Genomic DNA, 25,733 nt, shown 5'->3' on the forward strand with positions numbered 1-25,733 from the left:
CGTTAGAGCAGAGATTTCACCACGGCGACGGTGTTCTCCGCCGTGATCCCGAACTCCTTGTAAAGCCGGTCAATCGGGGCCGACGCGCCAAAGGACGACATGCCCACAAACCCGGCTTTCGTCTCTTTGCCGCGCTCGCCCAGCAACCACCGGTCCCAGCCCATCCGCACGCCTGCCTCAACGGCCACCCGCACGGGACCACCCGGCAGGATACGCTTGCGATAGGCCACGTCCTGTTGGGCGAACAGCTCCATCGACGGCATCGACACTACCCGTGTGCCGATCCCCTCCGCCTCCAGCGCATCCCGCGCCTTCAGCGCGATCTCCACTTCGGACCCTGTCGCCATCAGGATCACCTGACGCTTCCCTGTCGCCTCGGCCAGCACATAAGCCCCCTTGGACACAAGGTTCTGCGTCGTATGGGTCTTGCGCACCGCCGGCAGGTTCTGCCGCGACAGGGCCAGCACCGTGGGCGTAGCCGTTTGCATCAGTGCCACTTCCCAGGCCTCGGCCGTTTCCACCAGATCGGCAGGCCGGATCACCAAAGTGTTGGGCGTCGCCCGGCTGATCGCCAGATGTTCCACCGGCTGGTGTGTCGGGCCATCCTCGCCCAGACCGATGCTGTCATGCGTCATGACGTATACCACAGGCACCCCCATCAGCGCCGAAAGACGCATCGACGGGCGGGCATAGTCGGTGAAACACATGAACGTGCCACCATAGGGCCGCACGCCCCCATGCAAGGCCATCCCGTTCATCGCCGCCGCCATCCCGTGCTCGCGAATGCCGTAATAGACATAACGCCCTTTGCGATCCTCGGGCGTAAACACGCCCATATCGGCGGTCTTGGTGTTGTTCGACCCGGTCAGATCGGCCGATCCCCCCATGGTTTCCGTCATCACCGGATTGACCACGCCCAGCACCTTTTCCGATGCCGCGCGGGTGGCCAATTTCGGCGCATCTTCCACCGCCTGCTTCTTCAGCGCACGGATCACCGCGCCCAGTTTCGCTGGGGCCTCGCCCGCAAAAATGCGCGCAAATTCCGCCTGCTTTGCTGCCGACAGTGCCGCCAGCCGCGCAGCCCATTCCTTATGGGCAGAAGCGCCGCGCTTGCCCTTTGCTTCCCAGGCCGTTTTCACATCCGCCGGAATCTCGAACGGGGCATAGTCCCAACCATAGGCCTCTTTCGCGGCCTTCATCTGTGCCGCATCAGTCAGCGCGCCATGTCCCTTGGAGGTATCCTGCGCGGCATGGCCAAGCGCGATATGCGTCTTGCAGGCGATCATCGTGGGCTTGTCCGATGCCTTTGCCTCCACCAGAGCCCGATCGATATCCTCGGGGTCATGCCCGTCACAGGACAGCACGTTCCATCCCGATGCCGCAAACCGCATCTTCTGGTCCGTCACATCAGCGATGGACACCTTGCCGTCGATGGTGATGCCGTTGTCATCCCACAGCACGATCAGCCGCGACAGGGCCTGCTTGCCTGCCAGGGCAATCGCCTCCTGGCTCACCCCTTCCATCAGGCAGCCATCGCCCGCGATCACATAGGTATGGTGATCCATGATCTTGGATCCCCAGCGCGCACGCAGGTTTTCCTCGGCCATCGCAAAGCCGACGGCATTCGCAATACCTTGCCCCAGCGGGCCGGTCGTCGTTTCCACACCTGCCACATGGCCATATTCCGGGTGGCCCGCGGTGATCGCGCCCCATTGGCGGAAATTCTTGATCTGCTCCAACGTCATGTCGGCATAGCCGGTCAGATAAAGCAGCGAATAGATCAGCATCGACCCATGCCCTGCAGACAGGATGAACCGGTCGCGGTTCGGCCAGCGCGGCGCGGCGGGATCGAAATTCAGATGCTTCTCGAACAGCACCGTTGCCACATCGGCCATCCCCATGGGCATCCCCGAATGGCCCGAATTCGCGGCCGCAACCGCATCAAGCGTCAGGGTGCGGATCGCGCAGGCGCGCTTCCAGTGATCCGGGTGGCGGGCGCGGAGCGTCTGAATATCCAAGGCCATGGTCCTGTCTGAACAAAAAGGGGTGCGGCCTCGCTCTAAGCAGTCCGATGGGCAAGATCAAGCAATCCGCGCAACCCCTTGGGTGCAAAGGGGTGAGAAGCGCCACATTCTTGCGCTACACTGCATGTCAGGCCACGGTGTGTTGATTCGGTTGCGGGATTTGGCGCAGGATCGGGCACCGTAACGACAAGAAACGAACGCCAGGACAGAAAGGCATTTCAATGCAGGATATGGCCGAGCTGGAACGCCGCATCGCCGCCGCACTGCACCGCATCGGCGAGGGGATTGAAACGCTTACCTCTGCGGCCAGCGCGCCCGCTTCCGCCCCCCCCGTGGAAGATCATGCTGCCGATGCCGATCGTATACAGCAGCTTGAACAGGCCCTTTCCGCCGAACGCCACACCGTCGCCGCTTTGCGCGAACAGCTGGAGGCGCAGGCCGAACCGGCACTCGACACAGAACCCGCGCCTGCACCCGACGCAGACCGTGCCGAACTGGAAGCCCGGATCGAAAAAATGACCGCGCAGCTTGATGTGCAGGGCCTTGAAATCCATCGCATGCGCAAGACGGTGGTGCAATTGCGTGAAAACCTGCGCGGCCTGCGCCGGGCGCAGACGGCAAACCTTGCTGATCCCGAACAGATCAACCGCGCCATGATGGCCGAACTTGAAGCGATCCGCGTTACCCGCCTGTCCGAAGTGGCCGAGATGGACGAAATCCTCACCGAACTTACCCCCCTGATCAAGGAAGAGCGCCTCGATGCCTGAACTGACAATCACCATCGGCGGCCGCGCCTTCCCCGTCGCCTGTCAGGAGGGCGAAGAGCATTTCCTGCGCGCTGCCGCCGCCATGCTCGATGCCGAGGCGCAGCCCCTCATTTCCCAGATGGGCCGCCTGCCCGAGGCCAAGATGCTCCTGATGGCTGGTCTAATGCTGGCCGACAAGACCGCCGCTGTCGAGGATGAGATCCGGGGTCTGAAAGCCCGTCTTGCCGATCTTGAAGCGCGCCCCGAAACCCGTGTCGAAGTGCCGGTCATCCCGCCGCAAGTCACCGAAACGCTGGCTGAAATCGCTGCACGGGCCGAAGCTCTGGCCGACCGGCTGGATGATGCGCGCAGGCCGTCTTGACGCTGCGCGCCATCGCTATCCTTTGCGTGACCACTGCGCCTGCTTTCGCTGAAACCGAGGTGCAGAACATGACCTATGTCTGTGACCGTGGTGTCGCGGTGCCTGTGGTCTATGTCACAACGCCCGATACATCGCTTGCGGTCATCTACGTCGAAGGCGGTCAGTTCCTTCTGTACAATGAACCCGCCGCCTCTGGCGCGCGCTATGGCTGGCCTTCAGACGGGTCCAACTACGTCTGGTGGACCAAGGGGGACGAAGCGACGCTCTACTGGAAAGACGGCGAGGCAGGGACCGAAACCGCCATTCTTACCGGTTGCACACCGGCATAGGGCGCAACCTACCGCTTCTTATACGGTATGTTTTGCGGTATGTTCTGGCGGCCATCAAACCGGAGCCTGTCATGCCCGTTACCCGCCGCGCCACCTCCATGACCCTCGACGCTGCCCTTCTGGATGAAGCGCGCGCCCTGGGTGTTAACCTGTCACGCGCGGCCGAAGAGGGCATCCTCGCCCAGGTCCGCGCAGAGCGCGCCCGCCGTTGGAAAGAGGACAACGCCGCAGACATCTCCGCCTACAACAAGTGGATCGAGGAAAACGGGGTGCCCCTCGCAAAGTTTCGCAAGTTCTGATGTCCCGGCAGTTTGATCTCTATCGGATGGCGGATGGCGACTATGTCATCATTCTGCAGTCCGATCTGCTGGACGCACTCAACACCCGTGCCGTTTGTCTCGCCCTGCCGGAACAGGCGACAACTCCCGCATTTGCCGCGCTTTCCCCGCTTCTCTCTACCGGAGACGTCCGGTTGCGCATCGCCCCCCATATCCTTGCAACCTTGACGCTGTCAGAACTCGGGACTTTCGTCGCCAACCTCTCGCATGAACGCGACCGCATCATTCGTGCGTTTGATTTAATTCTCACAGGGGCCTGAAAACGAAAAAGCCCGCCAGGGGCGGGCCATCCGTCGCGATGGGGGCTTCAATCAGCCATTCGCCTCGCGGATTTTGTTGGCGGCGTCCTTGTCAAAGGTCACGCCCTTCGCCTCGAACAACGCGTCCAATTCGCCCGACAGCGTCATCTCGGTCACGATATCGCAACCGCCCACGAACTCGCCCTTCACATAAAGCTGCGGGATCGTCGGCCAATCGCTGAAATCCTTGATGCCCTGCCGGATTTCGGCATCGGCCAGCACGTTCACATCGGCAAATTCCACGCCCATGTAATTCAGCACCCCCGCCACACGGGACGAAAACCCGCATTGCGGCATCATCTTGGTGCCTTTCATGAACAGCACCACGTCGTTCTTCTCAACCGTCTCGCGGATCTGGTCCTGCGCGCTCATGCTCATCTTCCTTTCAATCCGGCGCCTTGGTCGTCAGCGCCAGCGCATGAAGCTCTCCATGCGCACCATCCATCTTACCCTTCAGCGCGGCATAGACTGCCCGCTGCTGCTGTACCCGGTTCATGCCTTTGAAACTGGCATCAATCACCTCGGCCGAAAAATGCTGCCCGTCATCCCCCTCAACCGTGATCTTGGCCGCCGGAAAGCTTTCCCGGATCAGGTTTTCGATATCGCGTGCGGAAATCGGCATGGGTCGGTCCTCGGTCTGTCAGGAAAAGATGTATGCCTAGAGGGCAGGGGCTGCAAGGCCCCGCGCGGCGATCCATTCATCGCGCAGAATACCATAAAGCATCAGGTCAACGGTTCGTCCCAGCATCGGGCGATACCAGTGCTGCCGCAACCGCCCCTCCAATTGATACCCGGCGCGCGCATAGACAGTCTGCGCCCGCAGATTCTCGCCGCTCGCATCCAGCCAGACCCGCTGTGCGCCCAGCTCGGCAAACCCATACTCCGTCAGCGCCCGCACGAACCCCAACCCGCGACCGCCGCCCGCCACATCCAACGCCAGCCGCCGCAACTCCACCGCGCCCGAAGGCTCGCCCACCTCGGCAAACAGCGCATAGCCCGCCCGCGCGCCGTCTTGTTCCCAGATCAGCAGCCGATGCCGTGCATCCGACGCATAAAACGCCAGCCGCCCCTCATCCTCATCGGTGATGTAGATTGCGTAATCCGGCCTCTGCGCCAGCGCGCGGATAAAGGCAAAATCGTCGGGCAGGGCAGGGCGCAGGCTCATGCGCGCGCCCGCCATTCCCGCGCCAGCATCCCGAAGGCGTGGCAATCCACCCAGATCCCCGCCCCCCGGTCCCAACATTCCCGCATGGTGCCCTCCATCACAAAGCCCGCCTTGGCAAAGGCGGTCAGGGCAGGGGCATTGTCAAAGGCGATGTCACAATACATCCGATGCGCGCCCATGGTCCCAAAGACATGCGCCTGCACGGCAAAAAGTAACGCCTGACCTTCGCCCCGCCCGGGCTGCGCCAGCCCCAGGTTCATCAGGTACACGACCCCCGGATAGGCCCATTCCAGCACCGCCACCCCGTCGATCCCACCCCGATCCCAGATCAGCACCGCCCCGCCATCCTCGGCGGCAATCTCACGCAGCCAGCCTTCGGATTGCGCCAGCAACTGCATCGGATAGGCCGCAATCAGCGCAGCGACCGCCGGGATTTCCCCCTCGGTCGCCGGCCGCAACATCAGGCAACCGCCTTGGCAAAAGCTGAACGGTATAGCGCTGACAACTCTGCGATGGATGCCGCCTCACCGCCAAACGCCACCGCATCGCCACCGAACTTGCCGACCACAGCCACGGGAACCCCGGCCGCCTTGCCCGCCGCGATCAGGGCATCGGCCTTGTCCGTCGCCACCAGATAGCGCGCCTGATCCTCACCGAACAAAACGCCCGTATCGCCGCTGTCCAGCACCACGCCCAAGCCCGCCCCTTCGGCCATCTCGAACGCTGCCAGCGCCAGCCCGCCATCGCCAAGGTCCGAACAGGCCCGGATTGCCACGCGATTGGCTCGCACAAACTCGCCATGCCGCTTTTCCGCGGCCAGATCGACCGTCGGCGCATCGCCCGCCTCGATCCCGAACATTTCGGCCAGCACAGCCGATTGGCCCAGATGTGCGCCCGCTGCCCCGATCAGCACCGCCGCATCCCCCGCAACCGGCCGCCCCGCAATCACCTCATCCAGTGATGCCAGAATCCCCACCGCGCCGATTGTGGGGGTGGGTAGAATGCCCTTGCCGTCGGTTTCGTTGTAAAGCGACACGTTGCCCGAAACGATGGGCATATCCAGCGCCGCCACCGCTGCGCCGATCCCTTTGATGGCGCCCACGAACTGCCCCATGATCTCGGGCTTTTCCGGGTTGCCGAAGTTCAGGTTGTCGGTCGTAGCCAGCGGCTTCGCGCCCACAGCACACAGGTTGCGATAGGCCTCGGCCACCGCCTGCTTGCCCCCCTCGAACGGGTTGGCCTTCACATAGCGCGGGGTCACATCGCTGGTGAAGGCCAGCGCCTTGCCCGTGCCATGCACCCGAACCACGCCCGCAGGCAGGCCCGGTGTCACCACCGTATCTGCGCCAACCTGGCTGTCATACTGCTCCCAGACCCAGGCCTTATGGGCATAGGACGGTGATCCGATCAGCGCCCTCAGGCCCGCCAGCGGCGCAATCGCGGGCACATCGCCCAGCGGAGCCGCCTTCGGCGTCTCAATCCAAGGCCGATCATATTCTGGCGCACTGGAAGACAGCTTTGACAGCGGCAGATCAGCCTTCACTTCATTGCCGTGCAGGATCAGGAAGCGATCCTCGGGGATCGTCTCGCCCACGATGGCGAAATCCAGATCCCATTTTACGAAAATCGCCCGCGCTTCGGCCTCCATCTCGGGCTTCAGCACCATCAGCATCCGCTCTTGGGATTCCGACAGCATCATCTCATAGGCGGTCATGTTCGTTTCGCGCTGCGGCACGTCATCCAGTTGCAGCTTGATGCCCAAGCCGCCTTTGTCGCCCATCTCAACCGCCGAACAGGTCAGCCCCGCCGCGCCCATGTCCTGAATGGAAATCACGGCACCCGATGCCATCAACTCCAGACAGGCCTCCAGCAGCCGCTTTTCGGTGAACGGGTCACCCACCTGCACAGTGGGGCGCTTTTCCTCGATCGTGTCGTCAAACTCGGCACTGGCCATCGTGGCCCCGCCCACCCCATCGCGCCCGGTCTTGGCGCCCAGATACACAACGGGCATCCCCACGCCGCTGGCGACCGAATAGAAAATCTTGTCCGCATCGGCCAAACCGGCGGCAAAGGCGTTCACCAGGCAGTTGCCGTTGTAGGATGCGTGAAACCGCACCTCGCCGCCCACAGTCGGCACGCCAAAGGCATTGCCATAGGCCCCGATCCCTTCAACCACGCCCTTTACCAGATGGCTGGCCTTGGGATGCGATGGCAGGCCAAAGGACAGCGCGTTCATGGCCGCGATGGGCCGCGCACCCATGGTGAACACGTCGCGCAGAATGCCGCCCACGCCGGTGGCCGCACCCTGATGTGGTTCGATATAGGACGGGTGGTTGTGGCTCTCCATCTTGAAGATCACCGCCTGACCGTCGCCGATATCGACCACGCCCGCATTCTCGCCGGGTCCGCAAATCACCTGCGGCCCGGTGGTCGGCAGGGTGCGCAGCCACTTCTTGGACGATTTATAGGAACAATGCTCGTTCCACATCGCGCTGAAGATGCCCAGTTCCGTATAGGTCGGTTCGCGCCCGATGATCCCGAGCAGCCGGTCATATTCATCCGGCTTCAATCCGTGGGCTGCAACAAGATCGGGGGTGATGGCGGGTTCGGACAAGGGCATTCTCCCATGGGCGCGGCTTGGCTCGCGTCATAGGCCAAGGCAGGCCGTTCCGAAAGACCCGTTGCCACGGGCAGAATCTTTTTTCAGGCCAACTGCAAATTTTTTTCCCGGCTTTGTCGAAATCGGCAAACTGCAGGCGTCCTTGGGTCACGAAAACCCAAAACGCTTAAGGAACCCAGAATGACCTTTCCGACAACTTCCCTTTACGCACTTCCCCTGATCTTGATTTTCCTCGTCCTGTTCTTCCGCGTCTCGGCGCGGCGGACCGACCTCAAGGCCTCCATCGGCGATGCGGGTGATACCGTTCTGCATGAACGCATCCGCCAGCATGGCAACTTCGTCGAATGGGTGCCCTTTGGCTTGGTGCTTCTGGCCCTGGCCGAAGCCTCCGCTGCAAACTCCATCGCACTGCACTGCGCTGGTGGCCTTCTCGTGCTGGGGCGCATCCTGCATCCGCTGGGCCTGAAGGCCGGTAATCCCGCCCATCCACTACGGATCGCAGGCAACTCTCTGAACCTGCTCTCCTTCGTGATCCTCGGCGTGCTCATCGCCATGGCCCGCCTCGGCTTCTGACATTCTGCAAACCCAAGGACAAACATCATGCAATACATGCTTCTGATCTACAGCGACCCCGCCCTCGAACCCGCCTATGGCACCCCTGAATTCACCGAAATGATGGCGGGCTTTTTCAAGCTGAACGAGGTGATGAAAGCCGACGGCACCATGCGCGGCGGCGAAGCCCTCAAGAGCGTGGAAAGCGCCACTTCGCTCCGCCTGCGCGGCGGCAAGGTGGAAACCATGGATGGCCCCTTTGCCACAACGAAGGAACATCTCGGCGGCTATTACATCGTCGATGTCCCGGACCTTGACGCCGCGCTGAAATACGCGGCCATGGTCCCGTCGGCCAGCTTCGGCACGGTCGAGGTTCGCCCCCTGATGGACTACAACCCCGCCGGGGAATGACCGAATGACCGCCTCCGATGCCATTGCCGTCACCCGCGCCGTCGAGGCGCTCTTGCGGCAGGATCGGGGGCGGCTTCTCGCTGCCCTCATTGCCCGTCTGCGCGATTTTCAGCTTGCCGAAGATGCCCTGCAAGAAGCTGCGCTCTCTGCCCTCACCCATTGGAGCCGGGCGGGCATCCCCGCCTCACCCCAGGGCTGGCTGCTGCGCGTGGCCCTGCGCAAGGCGATTGACCGCCTCCGCTCTGCCCAGCGCGATTCCCGCAAAACCGCAGACCTCACCCATCTGGCCATGGAAGAAGCCGCCGAGCACACCGCCGACGACATCCCCGATGATCGCCTGCGCCTGATCTTCACCTGCTGCCACCCGGCACTGGATCCAAAATCCCGCGTGGCCCTGACCCTGCGCAGCATCGCCGGTCTGACCACCCCCGAAATCGCCCGCGCCTTCCTTGATGCCGAACCCACGATGGGCCAGCGCCTTTCCCGCGCCAAGGCCAAGATCGCCGCCGCCGGCATCCCCTATGCCGTACCGTCCCCCGAGGATTGGCCCGACCGTCTTCAATCCGTGCTGGCAGTGGTCTATCTCATCTACAACGCTGGCTATTCCATCGGCCCGCAGGCCGAGGCGCAGTCCGACCGCGATCTTTGTGCCGAGGCAATCTTCCTGACGCGCCTTCTGGCACAGTTGCGCCCGGACGATCCGGAAATCGAAGGCTGCCTCGCTCTCCTGCTGCTGACGCAGTCCCGCGCCGCGGCCCGCCTTGGCGAGGATGGCATCACCATTCCGCTAACCGAACAGGACCGCAGCCTCTGGGACCGCCTATCAATCGACGAAGGCCTCGCCCTCATCAACCGCGCCATGGCCCGCCGGAACCCCGGCCCCTACCAGATCAAGGCCGCCATCGCCGCCTGCCACATGGCCGATCCCGCCCCCGACTGGCCGCAGATCGTGGCACTCTTTACCCGGCTGCTGGATTTCGAACCCACCTCCGTCATCCGCCTGAACCGTGCAGTCGCATTGGCCGAGGCGGGCGATCTCTCCACCGCTTTGGCAGAGCTGGCAGACCTCGCCCCGGTCCTCGACGACTATCAACCCTTCCATGCCGCGCAGGCTGATCTTCTGGCACGCGCGGGGCAGGGGGCCGCCGCCCGCACCGCCTATGACCGCGCCATCGCCCTTGCGCCCTCTGCCGCCGATGCCGCTTTCCTCGCCAAAAGGCGCGATCAGCAGCCCATCTGATGGGCAGTTCCAGAAAATCCCCCGAAAACCAAAAAAAAGGCCGAGCAGAAGCTCGGCCCAAGTCCAACAGGGAGGTATGAGACAGCAAGAGAAGATCTCAATCGCTGCCTCGCCAATGCAAATAGGCGGGCGCTTGGCATCGTGCAAGGGCAGGAATGCCGCAGATGCAGCATGGCCGCTATGCAGAAGATGCATGGCTTATCGGCAGGCTGTGGAAACGTTTCCCCACATTGACGAATGGGGCGCCGGAAAACCCTACGTCAGCCCTGTTCGCGCTTGCGATACTTGAAGATTTCCTCGCTCACGAACTCGCGGAATGCTGCCACCCGCTTGGAATGGCGCAACTCTTCGGGATAGGCCAGAAACACCGGCACCTCTCCGCTTTCCACATCCGGCAACACCCGCACCAGATCCGGCGAATCCTCGGTGATATAGTCGGGCAGCACGCCGATGCCGATATGGTTCAGCACCCCCTGCAACACCCCGAAATAGTTGTTCACCGTCAGCGTCGACGGAATGTCATTGCTCATCAACTGCTGCACCAGCGACGCCCCCGCCGCGACCTGCGCCGTTCCGGCATGCTGGCAGATCAACCGATGCGAATGGAAATCCGCCATCGTCTGCGGGGTGCCATGCTGCGCCAAATATTCCGGCGTTGCATAGAGCCGCATCCGGATCTGCATCAGCCGCTTGCGGATCAGATCGGCCTGGCTTGGTTCCTTCATCCGGATCGCCACATCGGCCTCACGCATGGGCAGGTCCAGCACCCGCTCTTCCAGCATCAGGTCGATCTTCAGTTCGGGATACTTCTGGTACAGCGCCGTTAGACGCGGGGCCAGCCACAACGTCCCAAAGCCAACTGTCGTCGTCACCCGCAACTCGCCGAAAACCTCGTCCTCGCTATCACGAATTCGGGCGGCGGTGGCGTCCAACCGCTTGACCATCTGTGTCGTCGCATCGAACAGCAACTCGCCCTGTTCCGTCAGGATCAACCCCCGCGCATGGCGGTGGAACAGCGTGACGTTCAAACTTTCTTCCAGCGCCCTGATCTGGCGGCTGACGGCGGATTGGCTCAGGTGCAGCACATCGCCCGCATGGGTCAGGCTGCCCTTGTCTGCCACCGCATGAAAAATCCGCAGCTTGTCCCAATCCATCTGCATCACTCACCTTTAAAAATCGCGGCATTCTACCACGGAAGCCCCCACATAAGAAGTATAGCTGCCATGTAAAGAACGCATGGCTCCGATTTTGCCACACCCCGCGCTTGCCCTTTCCCGCCGCCACCATCCCGCCTATGCTTGCACCAACCGGGCGAACCCGGTGCAAAAGGCGCGCAAACCGCGAAAGGGGCAGGGCATGGCAGTGGGCATCTTCGATTCGGGGCTTGGCGGGCTGACGGTTCTGGATGCGGTCACGCGCCGCCTGCCGGACGTGCCCTTTGTCTATCTGGGTGACAATGCCCATGCCCCCTATGGTGTGCGCGACCATGACGATATCTTCCGCCTGACCTGCGCCGCCACCGAACGGCTCTGGCAGGAAGGGTGCGATCTTGTCATCCTCGCCTGCAACACCGCCTCGGCCGCCGCGCTGAAACGGATGCAGGAAACGTGGGTTCCCGCGAACAAGCGCGTCCTCGGCGTCTTCGTTCCGCTCATCGAGGCGTTGACCGAACGCCAATGGGGCGACAACTCCCCCCCGCGTGAGGTGGCTGTCAAACACGTGGCCCTCTTCGCCACCCCCGCCACCGTCGCCTCGCGCGCGTTTCAGCGCGAACTGGCCTACCGCGCCATCGGCGTGGATGTCGAAGCCCAACCCTGCGGCGGTGTCGTCGATGCCATCGAACAGGGCGATGAAATGCTGGCCGAGGCGCTGGTCCGCAGCCATGTCGAGGCGCTCAAGCGCCGCATGCCCGCCCCCGAAGCCGCCATCCTCGGCTGCACCCATTACCCGCTGATGGAAAAAACCTTCCAAGATGCGCTGGGGCAGGGGGTCAAGGTCTATTCCCAAGCCAACCTCGTGGCCGAGTCGCTTGCCGATTACCTGACCCGTCGGCCCGCGTTTCTGGGAGCGGGGACTGTGTCCAAGTTCCTCACCACCGGCGATCCGCAGACGGTATCAAACAAGGCGACGCAGTTCTTGCGGCGGAAGATCACGTTCGAGGCGGCGTGAAGCCACCGCCTTCCTTAACTCATCCTTAACGATACGTGCCGCATTCTCTGTAATGCGCGTTATTTTTTGTAGTAACAAAAAAGCAGATCAGCTATGATCCGGCAAAGCCTGACGAAACCCTTGCGGGGCGCGTTCTGGATCTTGCCGATGCAGGTAGCGTGCTTTGCGGCCCGGCGATGACGGTTGAAGATGATCGGTTCGATTACGGCGAGCCTCGCTTAATCACCATCGGTCTGCTGAACACGCGCATGGTGGTTATCGCCTAAACCCCTCGCGGTGAAACATACCGCATCCTCAGCATGAGAAAAGCCAATGACTGCGAAATCGCCCGCTGCGGCCCAACCCTCCGACACCATGCCGGATGATGATCTTCCCGACCTCTCCACCCCCGAATGGGCCGCCCGGTTTGACCGGGCAAAGGTCACGCGTGGCCGCCCAAAGGCCGATGTGAAAAAGGTCTCCACCACCCTCCGCCTCGACCCCGACATCCTCGCCGCCTTCCGCGCCACAGGGCCGGGCTGGCAGGGGCGCATCAACGACACATTGCGGAGGGCGCTTGGCCTTTAGGAAGGCCGCTTCGCGCGCGCCGGAACCACAATAAACCGTTAACAACCTTCACTACCCGCGTTCGCTGCGTGCATACGCCCGTCTGCACAGCCATCTGCACCGCGCGCTGCACGGCCGATCGGGCAAAAAACCCTTGCCCTTCGCCCCGGCCTGCCGCATCACTCCGGCATCGGAAACAGGGGGTCATCATGGCCAAGAAAGTCGCCATTCTGGGTGCGTCGGGCTATACGGGGGCCGAGCTTGTCCGCCTGCTTGCCACCCATCAAGGGCTTGAAATCGCGGCGCTTTCGGCTGATCGTAAGGCTGGCATGGCCATGGCCGACGTGTTCCCCTTCCTGCGCCATCTGGACCTGCCAAGGTTGGTCAAGATCGACGAGATCGACTTTTCCCAGATCGACCTGTGTTTCTGCGCGCTGCCCCACGCCACCACACAACAGGTGGTGTCGGCCCTGCCAAAGACACTCAAGATCGTGGACCTTTCCGCCGATTTCCGCCTGCGCGATCCGGCGGAATACGAAAAATGGTACGGCCAACCCCACACCGCCATCGACCTGCAGAAAGAGGCCGTCTATGGCCTGACAGAGTTCTACCGCGACGCCATCACAAACGCTCGTTTGGTCGCCGGAACGGGCTGCAATGCAGCCACCGGGCAGTATGCCCTTCGTCCCCTGATTTCAAAGGGTTGCATTGATCTTGACGATATCCTGATCGACCTGAAAGCAGGGGTCAGCGGCGCAGGGCGCAGCTTGAAGGAAAACCTCCTTCACGCCGAATTGTCCGGCGGCACCCACAGCTATTCGGCAGGCGGCAAACACCGGCACCTTGGCGAATTCGATCAGGAATTCAGCCTGATCGCTGGCCGCCCCGTGCATATCCGCTTCACGCCCCACCTGCTGCCCATGAATCGCGGCATCCTCGCCACGGTCTATGTGAAGGGCGATGCGAAACAGGTTCACGAAACCCTCGCAACCGCCTACGAAACCGAGCCTTTCCTCAAGGTGCTACCTTTTGGCGCGCTCCCCTCGACACGCGATATCGCAGGGTCCAACTACTGCCATATCGGCGTCATCGGTGACCGGGTTCCCGGCAACACCACCGTGATCGCCGTGCTGGACAACCTGACCAAGGGCTCTTCCGGACAGGCCATCCAGAACGCGAACCTGATGCTGGGCCTGCCCGAAACCCAAGGGCTGCTGCTTGCCCCCGTCTTCCCGTAAGGAGGGATCATGGCCGGTCTGAAAGGGCTGAAAAAACAACGCCGTATCCAGATCATCGCCCTTGCGGTGGTGGCCTTGGCCCTGTCGACGGCGCTGGTCGGCTATGCCATGCGCGACGGCATCAACTTCTTCCGGTCCCCCACCCAAGTGGTCGAAGCGCCGCCAGAGAATGATGAGGTGTTCCGCATCGGCGGCCTGGTCGAAGAAGGGTCGATCACCCGGGGGCAAGGTGAAACCGTCACCTTCCGCGTGACCGACATGAATCAATCCGTTCCCGTCGCATATACGGGCATCCTGCCTGACCTGTTTGCCGAAGGGCAGGGGATGGTAGGCACGGGTCGAATGGTGGATGGCACGTTCCAAGCTACGGAAATCCTTGCAAAGCATGATGAAACCTACATGCCGTCCGAAGTGGTCGACGCGCTGAAGGAACAAGGGGTCTACGTCGATCCTGATGACTCGGACAGCTGACCGCACGGCGGTACAGCACCGCGTTAACCGCTGACGCCCAGCCTCCTGCCAGCATGACAGCGCAAGGAGGCCGCATGAAGACCGTCGAAGAAATTGCCCGCGACACGGCGGGTGACGGGGCCGAAGCCCTGCTCGACCGCCAATTTCGGGCACCGGGCATTCAGGCCTTGCCGGAGTTGCTCCAACCCTTCGTCTTTGATCACTACCTTCTGGCCGGTCGGCACGCGATCATTGCCCTGCAACGTGTGCTGAACGAAAAGGGCGAAGAGTGTCCGCGATCCGGCGCCATCTGCCCGGTTACCCTGCGGGCGGCCCGCCGCGCCGTGGAAAGTCTGGGGGTGCTGCTGCTTTATGCCTGCGCCCGCGATCGCCGCGACAGGGCCTATGACTTTGCTTACGTCGCCAAGGAAAGACGCTGTTTCGTGGCAGGCCCCAACGGCACAAAGGGCATCCGCATCATGGAAGCAGAGACCTTTCTTCCCGCCGAAAAACACCTTTCCCTTGAAGATCATCGCAAAAGGCTTTCGCTATGGGTCTGATCGGCAAGGCGCTGGACAGCGCCATCTCCTCCCCCGAACTCCGGTCTGTCCTTTCGGGAATCCTGCAATCACCAGGAACCACCCTTGCGGGCGGCGGGCGCTATGACCGGCTCATAGATGCCGCCAACCGCCTTCCGCGCCCGGCGCTGGCCTTTGGGGCCATCGCGATGTTCGTCTTTGCGATGATTGATCCGGCGGGGTTCGCGCAGCGCATGGCCGCGCTCAAGGCTGCTCCAGCAGAACTGTGGTGGCTGTTGGGGGCGGTCATCGCAACCCATTTCGGTGCGCGCGAGGCGCACCACCTCCGCCACCGCACGACCGGCGCAGGGGCGCCTCTGCCCGAAAACCCACCGCAGGAACCGCCTGCCTGAAAGTGTATCCCTGAAGGGCGATCCTTGACCTGTCAGAAAGCCTCTGGCATTGCCACAGGCAAGCAGACAGGAATGTGATCAAATGAACCTCTTCTCGGATATCCGGGAGCTTGTCATCGCGGCGCTCACCGATCTGGCCGCGCAGGGCACGCTTCCCGCCGGTCTCGATTTTGCCGCTGTTGCGGTGGAACCGCCGCGCGACGCCGCCCATGGCGACATGGCCACCAATGCCGCCATGGTGCTGGCCAAACCATCTGGCCTGCAACCGCGTGTGATTGCCGAGGCACTGGCGTCGCGCCTGATGCAGGACCCGCGCATTGCCGGGGCGGACGTGGCCGGTCCGGGATTTCTGAACTTTCGCCTTGATCCGGCGGTCTGGCATACCCTGTTGCGCGCGGCGCTGACGCAAGGCGTCGATTATGGCCGCTCCAAACTGGGGCAGGGGCTGCGGGTGAATGTCGAGTTCGTCTCGGCCAACCCGACCGGCCCCATGCATGTGGGCCATGTCCGTGGCGCGGTTTTCGGGGATGCGCTGGCGCGGCTGCTGGCCTTTACCGGCTGGGACGTGACGCGTGAATATTACATTAACGACGGCGGCGCGCAGGTCGATGTTCTGGCGCGGTCGGCCTATGAACGCTACCGCGAGGCGAACGGACTGGAACCCGAAATCCGCGAAGGGCTCTATCCTGGCGATTACCTCATTCCGGTGGGCGAGGCGCTAAAGGCGAAGTACGGCACCACCCTGCTGGATCAGCCGGAATCCGTCTGGCTCAACGACGTCCGGGATTTCGCAGCTGACCTGATGATGGCAGAGATACGTAACGATCTCAAAGTCTTGGGCGTTGAGATGGACGTGTATTCATCGGAAAAGGCGCTCTACGGCACGGGCGAGATCGAGGCCGCGATTGATACCCTGCGAAGCATGGGCCTGATTTACGAGGGCACGCTGGAACCCCCAAAGGGCAAGGAACCCGATGATTGGGAACCCCGCGTTCAGACTCTGTTCCGCTCCACTGCCCATGGCGATGATGTTGACCGCCCGGTGAAAAAATCCGATGGCAGCTGGACCTATTTCGCCCCCGACATCGCTTATCACTACAACAAGGTGCGGCGCGGGTTTGATGCTCTGATCGACATTTTCGGCGCCGATCACGGCGGCTATGTCAAACGCATGAAGGCGGCGGTTTCGGCCCTGTCGAACGGCCGGGTGCCGCTGGATATCAAGCTGATCCAACTGGTGAAGCTCTATAAGAACGGCGAACCGTTCAAGATGTCAAAACGGGCAGGCACCTTCGTCACGCTGCGCGATGTGGTGGAACAGGCGGGGGCCGATGTCACCCGTTTTGTCATGCTCACGCGCAAGAACGATGCCGCGTTGGATTTCGATTTCGACAAGGTGCTGGAACAGTCCAAGGACAACCCGGTATTTTACGTGCAGTACGCCAATGCACGGATCAATTCGGTCCTGCGCAAGGCGCGCGATGCCGGGTTGGATGTGTCGGATGCCGCCCTTTTGTCTGCCGATCTGTCGATCCTGACGCATGAGGCCGAATTGGCGATGGCGCGCAAGATCGCCGAATGGCCACGTCTGGTGGAAATCGCCTCGCGGAACAATGAACCGCATCGCGTTGCCTTTTACCTTTATGAACTTGCCTCCGATTTCCACGGCCTCTGGAACCGCGGCAATGATGACGGCAGCCTTCGCTTCATCCAAGACGGCGATCCGGCCACGTCTCAGGCGAAAATTGCCCTCGCGCGCAGCGTTTCCGTTGTCATTTGCTCTGGTCTTGGTATCTTGGGTGTTACTCCGGTCGAGGAAATGCGCTGATCAACAGCGTCCCGTCCGGTCGAGCAGGCGAACAAAGCGGATGCGGCACGTATCGCATCGCGCAAGAGGCATGGCATGGCGGACGTGGATTACGATGATTTCGATACGGGTCATCCCTCAGGGTGGTCTGGTCAACACATGGCTTCCGGGCGGCTGACGCAAATCACCCATCTGGCTGGGGCTGTTTGTTCCGTGGCTTTGGTGCTTGGCCTTGGCATGTGGGGCTACAAACTTGCCGTGCGCGACGTGAACGGTGTTCCCGTGGTGCGCGCCATGTCTGGCCCGATGCGGATTGCGCCGGAAAATCCGGGTGGCGAAGTGGCCGATCATCAGGGCCTTGCCGTGAACACGGTGGCCGCGCTTGGCACCGCCGCGCCGCCACCGGACCGGCTGGTTCTTGCCCCGCGCCCGCTTGAGCTTACCCCCGAAGACAGCGCAGGCCTGTCGCCCGTGGATCCAAACGCCGTAGCAGAGCCTGTCGCCCCGGCACTCGCCGCTCCCGCACTGCCGGCACCGGTAGAGCCAGCCCCGGCTGAAAACCTGGGCCCAGATCCCGATGCCGTGGCGCAAGCTTTGGCCGAGGCGCTGGCTGAACCTCTGCCCGATGCCGTTGGGGATGAGGCCCCCCAGGTTGCCGGTGCCACACTGCGGCCCCGCGCACGCCCCGCAACGTCAGGCGCGCCCGGCGAGCTTTCGGTCACCCTGACCGACACCACCACTGTGGCCGCAACACCCATGGCAGAGGTTGACCCCGCCACCATCCCCAGCGGTACCCGTCTGGTACAGCTTGGTGCCTTCGACACGCCGGAACAGGCGCGGTCGGAATGGGTAAAGTTGTCCAACCAGTTCGGCCCAACGATGGCAGGCAAAGCCCTTGTCGTGCAGGCGGCAGAAAGTGGCGGACGCACCTTCTATCGCCTGCGCGCCCATGGCTTTGCGGATGAAGCATCTGCCCGCAGCTTCTGCACGACGCTGTTGGAACAAAGCGCCTCCTGCATCCCGGTCGAACAGAGATGACGTCGACAGGTTCGGGTGCCGCGATTTTCGGCTGCGCGGGCCCGGTACTGGGCGATGATGAACGCGCTTTCTTTCGCGAGGCCGATCCGCTGGGTTTCATCCTGTTTGCGCGCAACGTTGAAGATCCGGCACAGGTGCGGCGGTTGACGGCTTCCCTGCGTGATGCGGTTGGCCGCGACGCCCCGATTCTGGTGGATCAGGAAGGTGGTCGCGTGCAGCGCCTGCGTGCGCCCCATTGGCGCGAATGGCTGCCACCGCTGGATCAGGTCGCACGGTCGGGCGCGCAAGCGGCGCGCGGCATGGCGCTGCGGTCTCGCATCATCGCCCATGAACTGCGCGACGTGGGCATTGATGGCAACTGCGCTCCCTGCGCCGATCTGGCCAGCGCGGCCACGCATCCCTTCCTGCGGAACCGCTGCTATGGGAGTGACCCGGCGCAAGTCGCCGTTATCGCCCGCGCCGTGGCGGAAGCCCACCTGGCCGGCGGCGTGCTGCCTGTCGTCAAGCATATGCCCGGCCATGGCAGATCAACCGCCGACACCCACCACGACCTGCCCACCGTGACCGAGGAAGCCGCGACGTTGGAGGCGACCGATTTCGCCCCCTTCCGCGCGCTGAACGATCTGCCCATCGCGATGACCGCGCATATCGTCTTTGCAGCCCATGACCCGGATAGGCCCGCCACCCAATCGCCCGCCATGATCCGCGTGATCCGTGACAGCATCGGTTTCAATGGCCTGCTCTTGACCGATGATTTGAATATGCAAGCACTTGCCGGAACGCTGGCCGAACGGGCCGCCCGGTCGCTCGCGGCGGGCTGCGATATCGCGCTGCATTGCAAGGGCGATCTGGCCGAAATGCAGGCCGTCGCCGCGGCCGCCGGCACCATGCGTGCCGATACGCTGATCCGCGCCCAAGCCGCACTCGCGGCCCGTCGCGTGCCCGATCCGGTTGACATTGCAGCGCTGGAAGCCGACCTTGCTGCGATCCTTCAGGAACCTGCGCATGGCTGATGACGACTGGTCCGGCGAAGAAAGACTGACCCCGGCAGAGCGGGTGTCGGCAGAGTCCCTTATCGTCGATGTCGATGGGTTTGAGGGACCGCTTGACCTGCTCCTCATGCTGTCTCGCACCCAGAAGGTCGATTTGCGCCGTATCTCCATCCTGCAACTGGCGGATCAATATCTGGGCTTTGTCGAACGCGCCCGCGCGCTGCGGATCGAACTGGCCGCTGACTATCTGGTGATGGCGGCCTGGCTTGCCTTTCTGAAGTCGCGGCTCCTGCTGCCGCCGGAACCGGGTGAAGATGGTCCCTCTGCCGAAGAACTCGCCGCGCATCTGGCGTTTCAGCTGGAACGCCTTCAGGCCATGCGGGAATCCGCCGCTCGTCTGATGGCGCGCGATCAGCTAGGACGCGATTTCTTTGCCCGCGGACTGCCCGAAGATGTCACCCGCCACCGCCACGTCACCTATTCGGCGACCTTGATCGATCTGATGCGCGCCTATGCCCGCATCCGAACCAAGGATGAATTCCGCCCCTATGTCATGGACCGTGACCATGTCTTCACCATGGAACAGGCTCTGGATCGGCTGCGCGGCATGATCGGCTTTGCCGGGGCCTGGGCGGATCTGACATCGTTCCTTCCTGATGGGTGGGACAGCCATCCGATGCGCCGTCGTTCTTCCACCGCTGCGCATTTTGCCGCCATTCTGGAACTGGCCAAACGGGGGCAGATCGAATTGCGGCAAGGCGAAGTCTTTGCCCCCATCCAGTTGCGGCGAAAAGAGTCATGACCGGTACGCAAGAACCCATCGAACGCAGCCTGTTCGAGGCCCCCCCGATGGCCGAGCAGGAGCGTATGGTCGAAGCGATCCTTTTCGCCTCTGCCGAACCTGTGACGCTTGCCGAACTGGTAGCGCGTATGCCGCACGGCTGCGATCCAGCCGAGGCATTGGTCTATCTGCGCAAACGCTATGAAGGGCGCGGCGTGCATCTGGTACGCGTGGGGGATGCCTATGCCTTTCGCACGGCGGCCGATCTAGGCCATCTGATGCAAAAAGAAACCGTGGAACAGCGCAAGCTGTCCCGCGCTGCCATCGAAACGCTGGCCATTGTCGCCTATCACCAGCCCGTCACCCGGGCCGAGATCGAGGAAATCCGCGGCGTCGCCGTGTCGCGCGGCACGGTGGATCAGCTTCTGGAACTGGAATGGATCCGCCTTGGCCGCCGCCGCATGACCCCGGGTCGGCCTGTAACGTTTGTGGTGACGGAACAGTTTCTCGATCACTTCGGCTTGGAATCCGCCCGCGATCTTCCGGGGCTGAAGGAACTGCGCGCGGCAGGGCTTTTGGACAACAGGCCCTTGCCGGGCGGAATTCAATCCCCAGATGAGGAAGAAGAAACCCTCGCCGGGCAAAGCGAACTGTTTGAAGATTGAGTAGAGGAAGCGTGCGATGGACCTGAACAGATTGTTGCAAGGCATGGGCGGCAGGTTGCTGCGTCAGCTTCTGGGAATTGCCGTGAAGAAGGGCATCAACCGCATGGGCAAGTCCCCGGGTGATGTGGGGATGACCAAGCAGGATTCCCGCCGTCGGGCCGATCAGACCAAAGCGACCCAGAAGCGGATGAATGATCTGATGAAGATCGGGCGTAGGTTCTGGAAATAGGACCGTCTACTTGAACTGCTTTGCCAGTTTCAGGCCCTGACCCTGATAGTTGGATTTGATGGCCTGCCCGTAAAGGGTGTCGGGACGTTCCGACATCCGTTCGTAAACCAGCCTCCCCACCACCTGCCCGTGCTCCAGCACGAAAGGCGCCTCATGGCATCGGACCTCAAGCACACCGCGCGATCCGGCCCCGCCCGCATCGGCATGGCCGAAACCGGGGTCGAAGAAGCCTGCGTAATGCACCCGGAATTCACCCACCATCGCCAGATAGGGCGCCATTTCGGCGGCATAATCAGGGGGTATGGTCACCGCCTCGCGGCTGACCAGAATATAGAAGGCCCCGGGATCCAGAATGATACGCCCCTCGGTCGTATGAATTTCTTCCCAGAAATCGGCCGCCGGATAATGGCCGATGCGATCAAGATCGACCACTCCGGTATGGGGCTTGGCCCTGAAACCCACCAGATCACCCGCCGCCGGGCGCAGGTCGACAGAAAAGCCAAGCCCTTCGGAAATCACCGCCTGACCTGACACAAGGGGCTGTTGCGCGTGAAGCTGCGTCAGTTCGGCATCATCCAGCACAGCCTGCCCCGAACGAAAGCGGATCTGGTTCAACCGCATCCCCGGCCGTACCAGAACCGAAAAGCTTTTCGGGCAGACCTCGGCATAGAGCGGTCCGGTATATCCTTCGGGGATACGGTCGAATTCGGTTCCACCGTCGGTGATCGTCCGCGTTAGCAGATCCAACCGCCCGGTGGAGCTTTTTGCATTTGCCACCGCCGTCACCCCGGCAGGCAGGGCAAGGCCCTCCATCAGAGGAATGACATAGACGCAGCCCTTTTCCAGCACTGCACCGGCGGTGAGGTCGACCCGATGCATTTCGAATTCCGCCAGGCGGTCGGCCACTTTCCGGCCCTGACCAGCCAGAAAGGATGCCCGCACGCGATAGGCAACGGTGCCCAGCCGCAGATCAAGGCTGGCCGGTTGTATCTGTGCATCGGTGATCGGTAGGCTGGCGGAAATTGCTCCGTTGGCAATCAACGCGCGCAGCGCCTGTGAGGGAAGAACACCCTTCGCCATCATGTCGCGATCCCCCGGCACAGTGCTGAAACGGAACCGCCCGCACTGCCGTTGGGCAGGCGGGCGGTTTCGGTATTGGTCGGGCCGGTGAGATTCGAACTCACGACCTTCCGCCCCCCAGACGGACGCGCTAACCAGGCTGCGCCACGGCCCGACAGGCGGGATACATACTGATATTCCGGGCAGGGGCAAGCAGGAAAGCACATGGATCCGGCGATCACTTGGCCTTGCGCCGCGCTGCTTCGGCCACCCGTCCCCGCAGTTCGATCAGACGGTCGCGCAGTTGGATCAACTGAGGCTGGACTGCCGATACGTCTGCGGCTGAGGTCCGCCGCAGCATCGCGGCAATGGTTGCCGTTTCGACGGTTTCCCCACCGTCTGCTTCGTCCGACGCGGAAGTGGACGACGAATCGGATGCAGCGTCCTGACGGCTGTTCGATGCTTCTTCGCTGACAGGCTCTGATACGCCCGCATTGGCTTCCGATGGACCAGCATCCGGCAAATCGGCGCTGTCCAATGGCGTCTCGGCAGGGGGCGGTTCGCTATCTTGATCCGCATCCAACGGCGCTTCAGCCGTTGCAGATGCGGGTTCAGCACTGTCAGCGCCGACCTGCGCTGCGGGGTCTGTCACTTCCGGGGCCGGTAGCGCATCGCCCGGGTCGCCGGGCCAGGCCTGCGCATCCGTCGCGGGGCTTTCCGGCGGGGCAGGGGGCCAAAGCTCGGGTTGCATTGGGGTGGCGTCGCGCGCCGTGTCTTGCCGGTTCAATGCCGTCTCAAGTGAGATGATCTGTGCACTTTGCAATGCCTCGGAGGACGGCCTGTCGTCTTCGCCAAGCCGATCCCGTGGTCCGTATTCGGCGCTGAGTACCGCTTCAATGTCGGCGTCGTCCAGCAGGGGGCCGGCATCTTCGGATGCGAGGCCCGCCACATGCCTAATTCCTTGTTCGCGCAGAATTTTTTGCACGCCCCGAATGGTCATGCCTTCGTCATGTAGCAGTTTCTTGATCCCTGCCAGCAATGCCACGTCGCCCGGCCGATAATACCGCCGCCCCCCGGCGCGCTTGACCGGGCGGATCTGTGGAAAGCGGCTTTCCCAAAAACGCAGAACATGCGCGGGCGTGTCCAAGAAATCGGCCACTTCGCTGATCGTGCGAAACGCCTCTGGCGACTTGTCCATCGGCGGACGAACTCCTTACTTCTTGGATCCTGCCGCAACCCGGTCTTTCATCAGGTGAGATGGCCGAAAGGTCAGAACCCGGCGCGGGCTGATCGGCACTTCATCCCCTGTCTTGGGGTTGCGGCCGACACGGGCCGACTTGTCACGCACCGAGAAGGTGCCAAAGGACGATATCTTGACCGTGTCGCCCGATGCCAAGGCGTCCGACATGTGTTGCAGCACACTTTCCACAAGCAGCGCGCTTTCATTGCGCGACAATCCGACCTCACGGAACACGGCTTCCGACAGGTCCATGCGGGTTAATGTCTTCTCACTCATTCTATCCCCCCCGGGCGTTTCACGACAGAGTGAGCGGTTTGGGATTCCGAGTCAATATCAACAACTTGTCCCGCTGCTTTCAGACGAGGGACGCGGCTTACCAGCGCAGGACGACCGATCCCCAGGCCAACCCCCCGCCGATCGCTTCGGTCACCACCAGATCGCCGGGTTTGATCTGTCCGCGCGCTTTGCCGACGGATAGGGCAAGTGGTATGGAGGCGGCGGAAGTATTGCCGTGATCCTGCACCGTGACCACCACACGGTCCATCGGCACCTGCATCCGCTTGGCGGTGGCCTCAATGATCCGGATATTGGCCTGATGCGGAACGATCCAATCGACGTCGCCGCTGGTGAGGCCAACCTTTTCCAGTGCGGTATGGGCCGTTTCGGCCAGTTTTTCCACGGCGTGACGGAATACTTCCTTGCCCTGCATGCGCAGATAGCCAGTCGTCCCGGTTGAAACGCCGCCATCGACGTAAAGAAGATCGCGAAACCGCCCGTCGGAATGCAGGTCGGTGGCGAGGATGCCCCGGTCTGCCGAGGTGCCGTCGCCCTCGACGGCTTCAAGCAGCACGGCCCCGGCCCCATCCCCGAACAGCACGCAGGTGGAACGATCCGACCAATCCATCAGCTTTGAAAACGTCTCGGCTCCGATGACGAGAATCCGCTTCGCCTGCCCTGACAGGATCAGGGCATTAGCATTGGCCATGGCGTAGACGAAACCCGCGCAAACCGCCTGAACGTCAAAGGCAAAGCCGCGCGTCATGCCCAGCCCGGCCTGAACCATCGTGGCAGCCGAAGGGAAGGTCAGATCGGCGGTCGACGTGGCAAGAACGATTGCATCCACATCATCAGCCGCCATCCCGGCATCCGCCAGCGCGGCCTGTGCGGCGCGAATGGCGAGGTCGGATGTCGTCTGCCCTTCGGCCGCGAAATGACGGCGTTCAATGCCGGATCGGGTGCGGATCCATTCGTCGCTGGTTTCCACCAGAGTTTCGAGTTCCGAATTCGGGACAAGCCTTTCGGGCAGATAATGCCCGACGCCCTTTACGACGGCGCGTATCGTCATTCTTTGGTCCCGCCTCCCGTCCCCTGTTCCGAAACGGACGGGGTTGCTTCTGCCGCGGCATCCTGCCCCGCCCGCACGGCGGACGCAACCCGTGCGGCAAGGCGATCCTGAAACCCGGCGGCGGCCAGTTGCCGGGCAAGGCCAATGGCGGCGGCAACGCCAGTGGCATCCGCCGAACCATGAGATTTCACGACAGTTCCATTCAGACCAAGGAACACGCCGCCGTTCGCCCGGCGCGGATCCATCCGCTTTTGCAACCGTTTCAGCGTGCTGAGCGCAAAGAGTGCCGCCAGCCGCGAAAAGACCGAAGCGTTGAATTCTTCGCGCAGGAAATCCGAAATCAGCTTGGCAGTACCTTCACCTGTCTTCAACGCGACATTCCCGGTGAAACCGTCCGTCACAATCACATCGACGCGGTCTGAGGGAATATCGCTGCCTTCGACAAAGCCGATGAAATCAAAGCCGCCCGCCTCGGCCTGAGGCCCAAGCAGTTCATGCGCTTCCTTCAGCTCTGCACGTCCCTTGTGTTCTTCTGTGCCCACATTCAGCAGGCCCACGCGTGGGCGGGTCAGGCCAAGCCCGTTGCGGGCATAGGACGCGCCCATCATAGCGAATTGCAGAAGATCGCCCGCCTCGGCCTTCACGTCAGCGCCCATGTCGAGCATCACGTTGAAGCCGCCGGGATTGCGCGATGGCCAAAGGCTTGCGATGGCAGGCCGGTTGATGCCGGGCAGGCGGCGCAGGCGCAGCATGGCAATCGCCATAAGCGCGCCAGTGTTCCCGCAGGACACGGCCACCGACGCCTCGCCTTGCTTGATGCTGTCGATGCAGGACCACATCGAGGTGCCGTCGCCATGCCGCATGACATGGCTTGGCTTGTCCTGCATGGACACCACACGGTCTGCATGGCGCACGGTAACGCGACCCTTCAGGGGAGCTTCACGTTCGACAAGCCGCGTGAGTTCGGCATCATTGCCGTGCAGGATGAAGTCGACATCCGGATGCGCAGACGCAGAAAGGGAAAGACCGGCAACGACGGCTGCCGGTCCCCTGTCGCCACCCATGGCGTCAACAGAAATCACGATGCGGCGCGGGCCGTCGGTTGCCGGAGTGTGAAGTCCGTTGGCCATCGGGCTG

Annotated in this window: 32 protein-coding genes and 1 tRNA gene; 20 read left to right on the top strand and 13 right to left on the bottom strand. The window is 62.5% G+C overall.

Annotated features, from left to right (window positions below; all coding sequences use genetic code 11):
* Nucleotides 1–2: 2 nt before the first annotated feature.
* Complete coding sequence (tkt, locus tag RSE12_12045; GenBank protein ID WRH64810.1) at nt 3–2,018, bottom strand: transketolase; 2,016 nt, start codon at nt 2,016–2,018, stop codon at nt 3–5.
* 227 nt (nt 2,019–2,245) lie between these two features.
* On the opposite strand from tkt, the gene RSE12_12050 reads away from it, so the two are divergent.
* The 5 genes from RSE12_12050 (at nt 2,246) to RSE12_12070 (ending at nt 4,079) form a co-directional block, all read left to right on the top strand.
* A complete protein-coding gene (locus tag RSE12_12050) occupies nt 2,246–2,791 on the top strand; it encodes a hypothetical protein (GenBank protein WRH61122.1) in 546 nt (181 codons plus the stop codon).
* A complete protein-coding gene (locus RSE12_12055) occupies nt 2,784–3,152 on the top strand; it encodes a cell division protein ZapA (protein ID WRH61123.1) in 369 nt (122 codons plus the stop codon). The genes RSE12_12050 and RSE12_12055 overlap by 8 nt, the downstream gene beginning before the upstream one ends.
* On the top strand, nt 3,149–3,481 hold the full coding sequence (locus tag RSE12_12060) for an MliC family protein (protein ID WRH61124.1): 333 nt from the start codon (nt 3,149–3,151) through the stop codon (nt 3,479–3,481). The genes RSE12_12055 and RSE12_12060 overlap by 4 nt, the downstream gene beginning before the upstream one ends.
* A 71-nt stretch (nt 3,482–3,552) precedes the next feature.
* On the top strand, nt 3,553–3,780 hold the full coding sequence (locus tag RSE12_12065) for a type II toxin-antitoxin system CcdA family antitoxin (protein ID WRH61125.1): 228 nt from the start codon (nt 3,553–3,555) through the stop codon (nt 3,778–3,780).
* The gene (locus tag RSE12_12070) at nt 3,780–4,079 is read left to right on the top strand and encodes a CcdB family protein (protein WRH61126.1); all 300 of its coding nucleotides are present in this window, start codon (nt 3,780–3,782) and stop codon (nt 4,077–4,079) included. Before RSE12_12065 ends, RSE12_12070 begins: the two co-directional genes overlap by 1 nt.
* Before the next feature lie 51 nt (nt 4,080–4,130).
* On the opposite strand, the gene grxD is transcribed toward RSE12_12070, so the two are convergent.
* From grxD to purL, 5 genes are read right to left on the bottom strand one after another with little or no spacing between them, the layout of a single operon-like run.
* Nucleotides 4,131–4,490 (bottom strand): Grx4 family monothiol glutaredoxin, encoded by a 360-nt coding sequence (grxD, locus tag RSE12_12075; protein WRH61127.1) that lies wholly within the window; start codon nt 4,488–4,490, stop codon nt 4,131–4,133.
* A gap of 13 nt (nt 4,491–4,503) precedes the next feature.
* Nucleotides 4,504–4,740: a BolA/IbaG family iron-sulfur metabolism protein gene (locus RSE12_12080; protein WRH61128.1), complete on the bottom strand. Its 237-nt coding sequence runs from the start codon at nt 4,738–4,740 to the stop codon at nt 4,504–4,506.
* A 36-nt stretch (nt 4,741–4,776) separates the two neighbouring features.
* The gene (locus RSE12_12085; protein ID WRH61129.1) at nt 4,777–5,283 is read right to left on the bottom strand and encodes a GNAT family protein; all 507 of its coding nucleotides are present in this window, start codon (nt 5,281–5,283) and stop codon (nt 4,777–4,779) included.
* Nucleotides 5,280–5,744 carry a GNAT family protein gene (locus tag RSE12_12090; GenBank protein ID WRH61130.1) on the bottom strand — a complete coding sequence of 155 codons (465 nt, stop codon included), beginning with the start codon at nt 5,742–5,744 and terminating at the stop codon, nt 5,280–5,282. The genes RSE12_12085 and RSE12_12090 overlap by 4 nt, the downstream gene beginning before the upstream one ends.
* Nucleotides 5,744–7,897 carry a phosphoribosylformylglycinamidine synthase subunit PurL gene (purL, locus tag RSE12_12095; protein ID WRH61131.1) on the bottom strand — a complete coding sequence of 718 codons (2,154 nt, stop codon included), beginning with the start codon at nt 7,895–7,897 and terminating at the stop codon, nt 5,744–5,746. The genes RSE12_12090 and purL overlap by 1 nt, the downstream gene beginning before the upstream one ends.
* A gap of 186 nt (nt 7,898–8,083) precedes the next feature.
* Between purL and RSE12_12100 the strand changes: the two genes are divergently transcribed.
* Genes RSE12_12100 through RSE12_12110 form a run of 3 tightly spaced genes read left to right on the top strand, consistent with a single transcriptional unit; the run spans nt 8,084 to nt 10,106 of the window.
* Entirely contained in the window at nt 8,084–8,476 is a 393-nt protein-coding gene (locus RSE12_12100) for an MAPEG family protein (GenBank protein WRH61132.1), read from the top strand.
* 27 nt (nt 8,477–8,503) lie between these two features.
* Nucleotides 8,504–8,866, top strand: coding sequence for a YciI family protein (locus RSE12_12105; protein WRH61133.1), 363 nt, complete (start codon nt 8,504–8,506; stop codon nt 8,864–8,866).
* Nucleotides 8,867–8,870: 4 nt separating this feature from the next.
* Entirely contained in the window at nt 8,871–10,106 is a 1,236-nt protein-coding gene (locus tag RSE12_12110; protein WRH61134.1) for a sigma-70 family RNA polymerase sigma factor, read from the top strand.
* 260 nt (nt 10,107–10,366) lie between these two features.
* On the opposite strand, the gene RSE12_12115 is transcribed toward RSE12_12110, so the two are convergent.
* Nucleotides 10,367–11,260, bottom strand: coding sequence for a LysR family transcriptional regulator (locus RSE12_12115; GenBank protein WRH61135.1), 894 nt, complete (start codon nt 11,258–11,260; stop codon nt 10,367–10,369).
* A 202-nt stretch (nt 11,261–11,462) separates the two neighbouring features.
* Between RSE12_12115 and murI the strand changes: the two genes are divergently transcribed.
* The 12 genes from murI to RSE12_12175 all read left to right on the top strand — a co-directional run bounded on the left by murI (nt 11,463) and on the right by RSE12_12175 (nt 20,952).
* Nucleotides 11,463–12,275: a glutamate racemase gene (gene murI / locus RSE12_12120; GenBank protein WRH61136.1), complete on the top strand. Its 813-nt coding sequence runs from the start codon at nt 11,463–11,465 to the stop codon at nt 12,273–12,275.
* A 312-nt stretch (nt 12,276–12,587) separates the two neighbouring features.
* Nucleotides 12,588–12,842, top strand: a complete 255-nt coding sequence (locus RSE12_12125; GenBank protein WRH61137.1) for a BrnA antitoxin family protein — start codon at nt 12,588–12,590, stop codon at nt 12,840–12,842.
* Between the two features lie 188 nt (nt 12,843–13,030).
* Complete coding sequence (gene argC / locus RSE12_12130) at nt 13,031–14,059, top strand: N-acetyl-gamma-glutamyl-phosphate reductase (protein WRH61138.1); 1,029 nt, start codon at nt 13,031–13,033, stop codon at nt 14,057–14,059.
* Between the two features lie 18 nt (nt 14,060–14,077).
* Entirely contained in the window at nt 14,078–14,530 is a 453-nt protein-coding gene (gene ccmE / locus RSE12_12135) for a cytochrome c maturation protein CcmE (protein ID WRH64811.1), read from the top strand.
* 74 nt (nt 14,531–14,604) lie between these two features.
* The gene (locus RSE12_12140) at nt 14,605–15,069 is read left to right on the top strand and encodes a hypothetical protein (protein WRH61139.1); all 465 of its coding nucleotides are present in this window, start codon (nt 14,605–14,607) and stop codon (nt 15,067–15,069) included.
* The gene (locus RSE12_12145) at nt 15,060–15,440 is read left to right on the top strand and encodes a 3TM-type holin (GenBank protein ID WRH61140.1); all 381 of its coding nucleotides are present in this window, start codon (nt 15,060–15,062) and stop codon (nt 15,438–15,440) included. The genes RSE12_12140 and RSE12_12145 overlap by 10 nt, the downstream gene beginning before the upstream one ends.
* Before the next feature lie 82 nt (nt 15,441–15,522).
* Nucleotides 15,523–17,268, top strand: a complete 1,746-nt coding sequence (gene argS / locus RSE12_12150; GenBank protein WRH61141.1) for an arginine--tRNA ligase — start codon at nt 15,523–15,525, stop codon at nt 17,266–17,268.
* A gap of 75 nt (nt 17,269–17,343) precedes the next feature.
* Nucleotides 17,344–18,285 (top strand): SPOR domain-containing protein, encoded by a 942-nt coding sequence (locus RSE12_12155; GenBank protein WRH61142.1) that lies wholly within the window; start codon nt 17,344–17,346, stop codon nt 18,283–18,285.
* A complete protein-coding gene (locus RSE12_12160) occupies nt 18,282–19,298 on the top strand; it encodes a glycoside hydrolase family 3 N-terminal domain-containing protein (protein WRH61143.1) in 1,017 nt (338 codons plus the stop codon). The genes RSE12_12155 and RSE12_12160 overlap by 4 nt, the downstream gene beginning before the upstream one ends.
* A complete protein-coding gene (locus RSE12_12165; GenBank protein ID WRH61144.1) occupies nt 19,291–20,079 on the top strand; it encodes a ScpA family protein in 789 nt (262 codons plus the stop codon). The genes RSE12_12160 and RSE12_12165 overlap by 8 nt, the downstream gene beginning before the upstream one ends.
* Nucleotides 20,076–20,723, top strand: a complete 648-nt coding sequence (scpB, locus tag RSE12_12170; GenBank protein ID WRH61145.1) for an SMC-Scp complex subunit ScpB — start codon at nt 20,076–20,078, stop codon at nt 20,721–20,723. Before RSE12_12165 ends, scpB begins: the two co-directional genes overlap by 4 nt.
* Nucleotides 20,724–20,739: 16 nt before the next feature.
* Complete coding sequence (locus tag RSE12_12175) at nt 20,740–20,952, top strand: hypothetical protein (GenBank protein WRH61146.1); 213 nt, start codon at nt 20,740–20,742, stop codon at nt 20,950–20,952.
* Between the two features lie 6 nt (nt 20,953–20,958).
* Here the strand turns inward: RSE12_12175 and RSE12_12180 are convergent, their stop codons facing one another.
* The 6 genes from RSE12_12180 to plsX form a co-directional block, all read right to left on the bottom strand.
* Nucleotides 20,959–22,035 carry a 2'-deoxycytidine 5'-triphosphate deaminase gene (locus RSE12_12180; GenBank protein WRH61147.1) on the bottom strand — a complete coding sequence of 359 codons (1,077 nt, stop codon included), beginning with the start codon at nt 22,033–22,035 and terminating at the stop codon, nt 20,959–20,961.
* 73 nt (nt 22,036–22,108) lie between these two features.
* Nucleotides 22,109–22,186 (bottom strand) — tRNA-Pro (locus tag RSE12_12185).
* Between the two features lie 63 nt (nt 22,187–22,249).
* Nucleotides 22,250–23,209, bottom strand: coding sequence for a MerR family transcriptional regulator (locus RSE12_12190; GenBank protein ID WRH61148.1), 960 nt, complete (start codon nt 23,207–23,209; stop codon nt 22,250–22,252).
* Between the two features lie 15 nt (nt 23,210–23,224).
* Complete coding sequence (gene ihfA / locus RSE12_12195) at nt 23,225–23,527, bottom strand: integration host factor subunit alpha (protein ID WRH61149.1); 303 nt, start codon at nt 23,525–23,527, stop codon at nt 23,225–23,227.
* Between the two features lie 97 nt (nt 23,528–23,624).
* Nucleotides 23,625–24,596: a beta-ketoacyl-ACP synthase III gene (locus tag RSE12_12200; protein ID WRH61150.1), complete on the bottom strand. Its 972-nt coding sequence runs from the start codon at nt 24,594–24,596 to the stop codon at nt 23,625–23,627.
* Complete coding sequence (plsX, locus tag RSE12_12205; GenBank protein WRH61151.1) at nt 24,593–25,726, bottom strand: phosphate acyltransferase PlsX; 1,134 nt, start codon at nt 25,724–25,726, stop codon at nt 24,593–24,595. The genes RSE12_12200 and plsX overlap by 4 nt, the downstream gene beginning before the upstream one ends.
* Between the last annotated feature and the right edge of the window lie 7 nt (nt 25,727–25,733).

Source organism: Fuscovulum sp. (assembly GCA_035192965.1).
Taxonomy (GTDB): Bacteria; Pseudomonadota; Alphaproteobacteria; order Rhodobacterales; family Rhodobacteraceae; genus Paragemmobacter.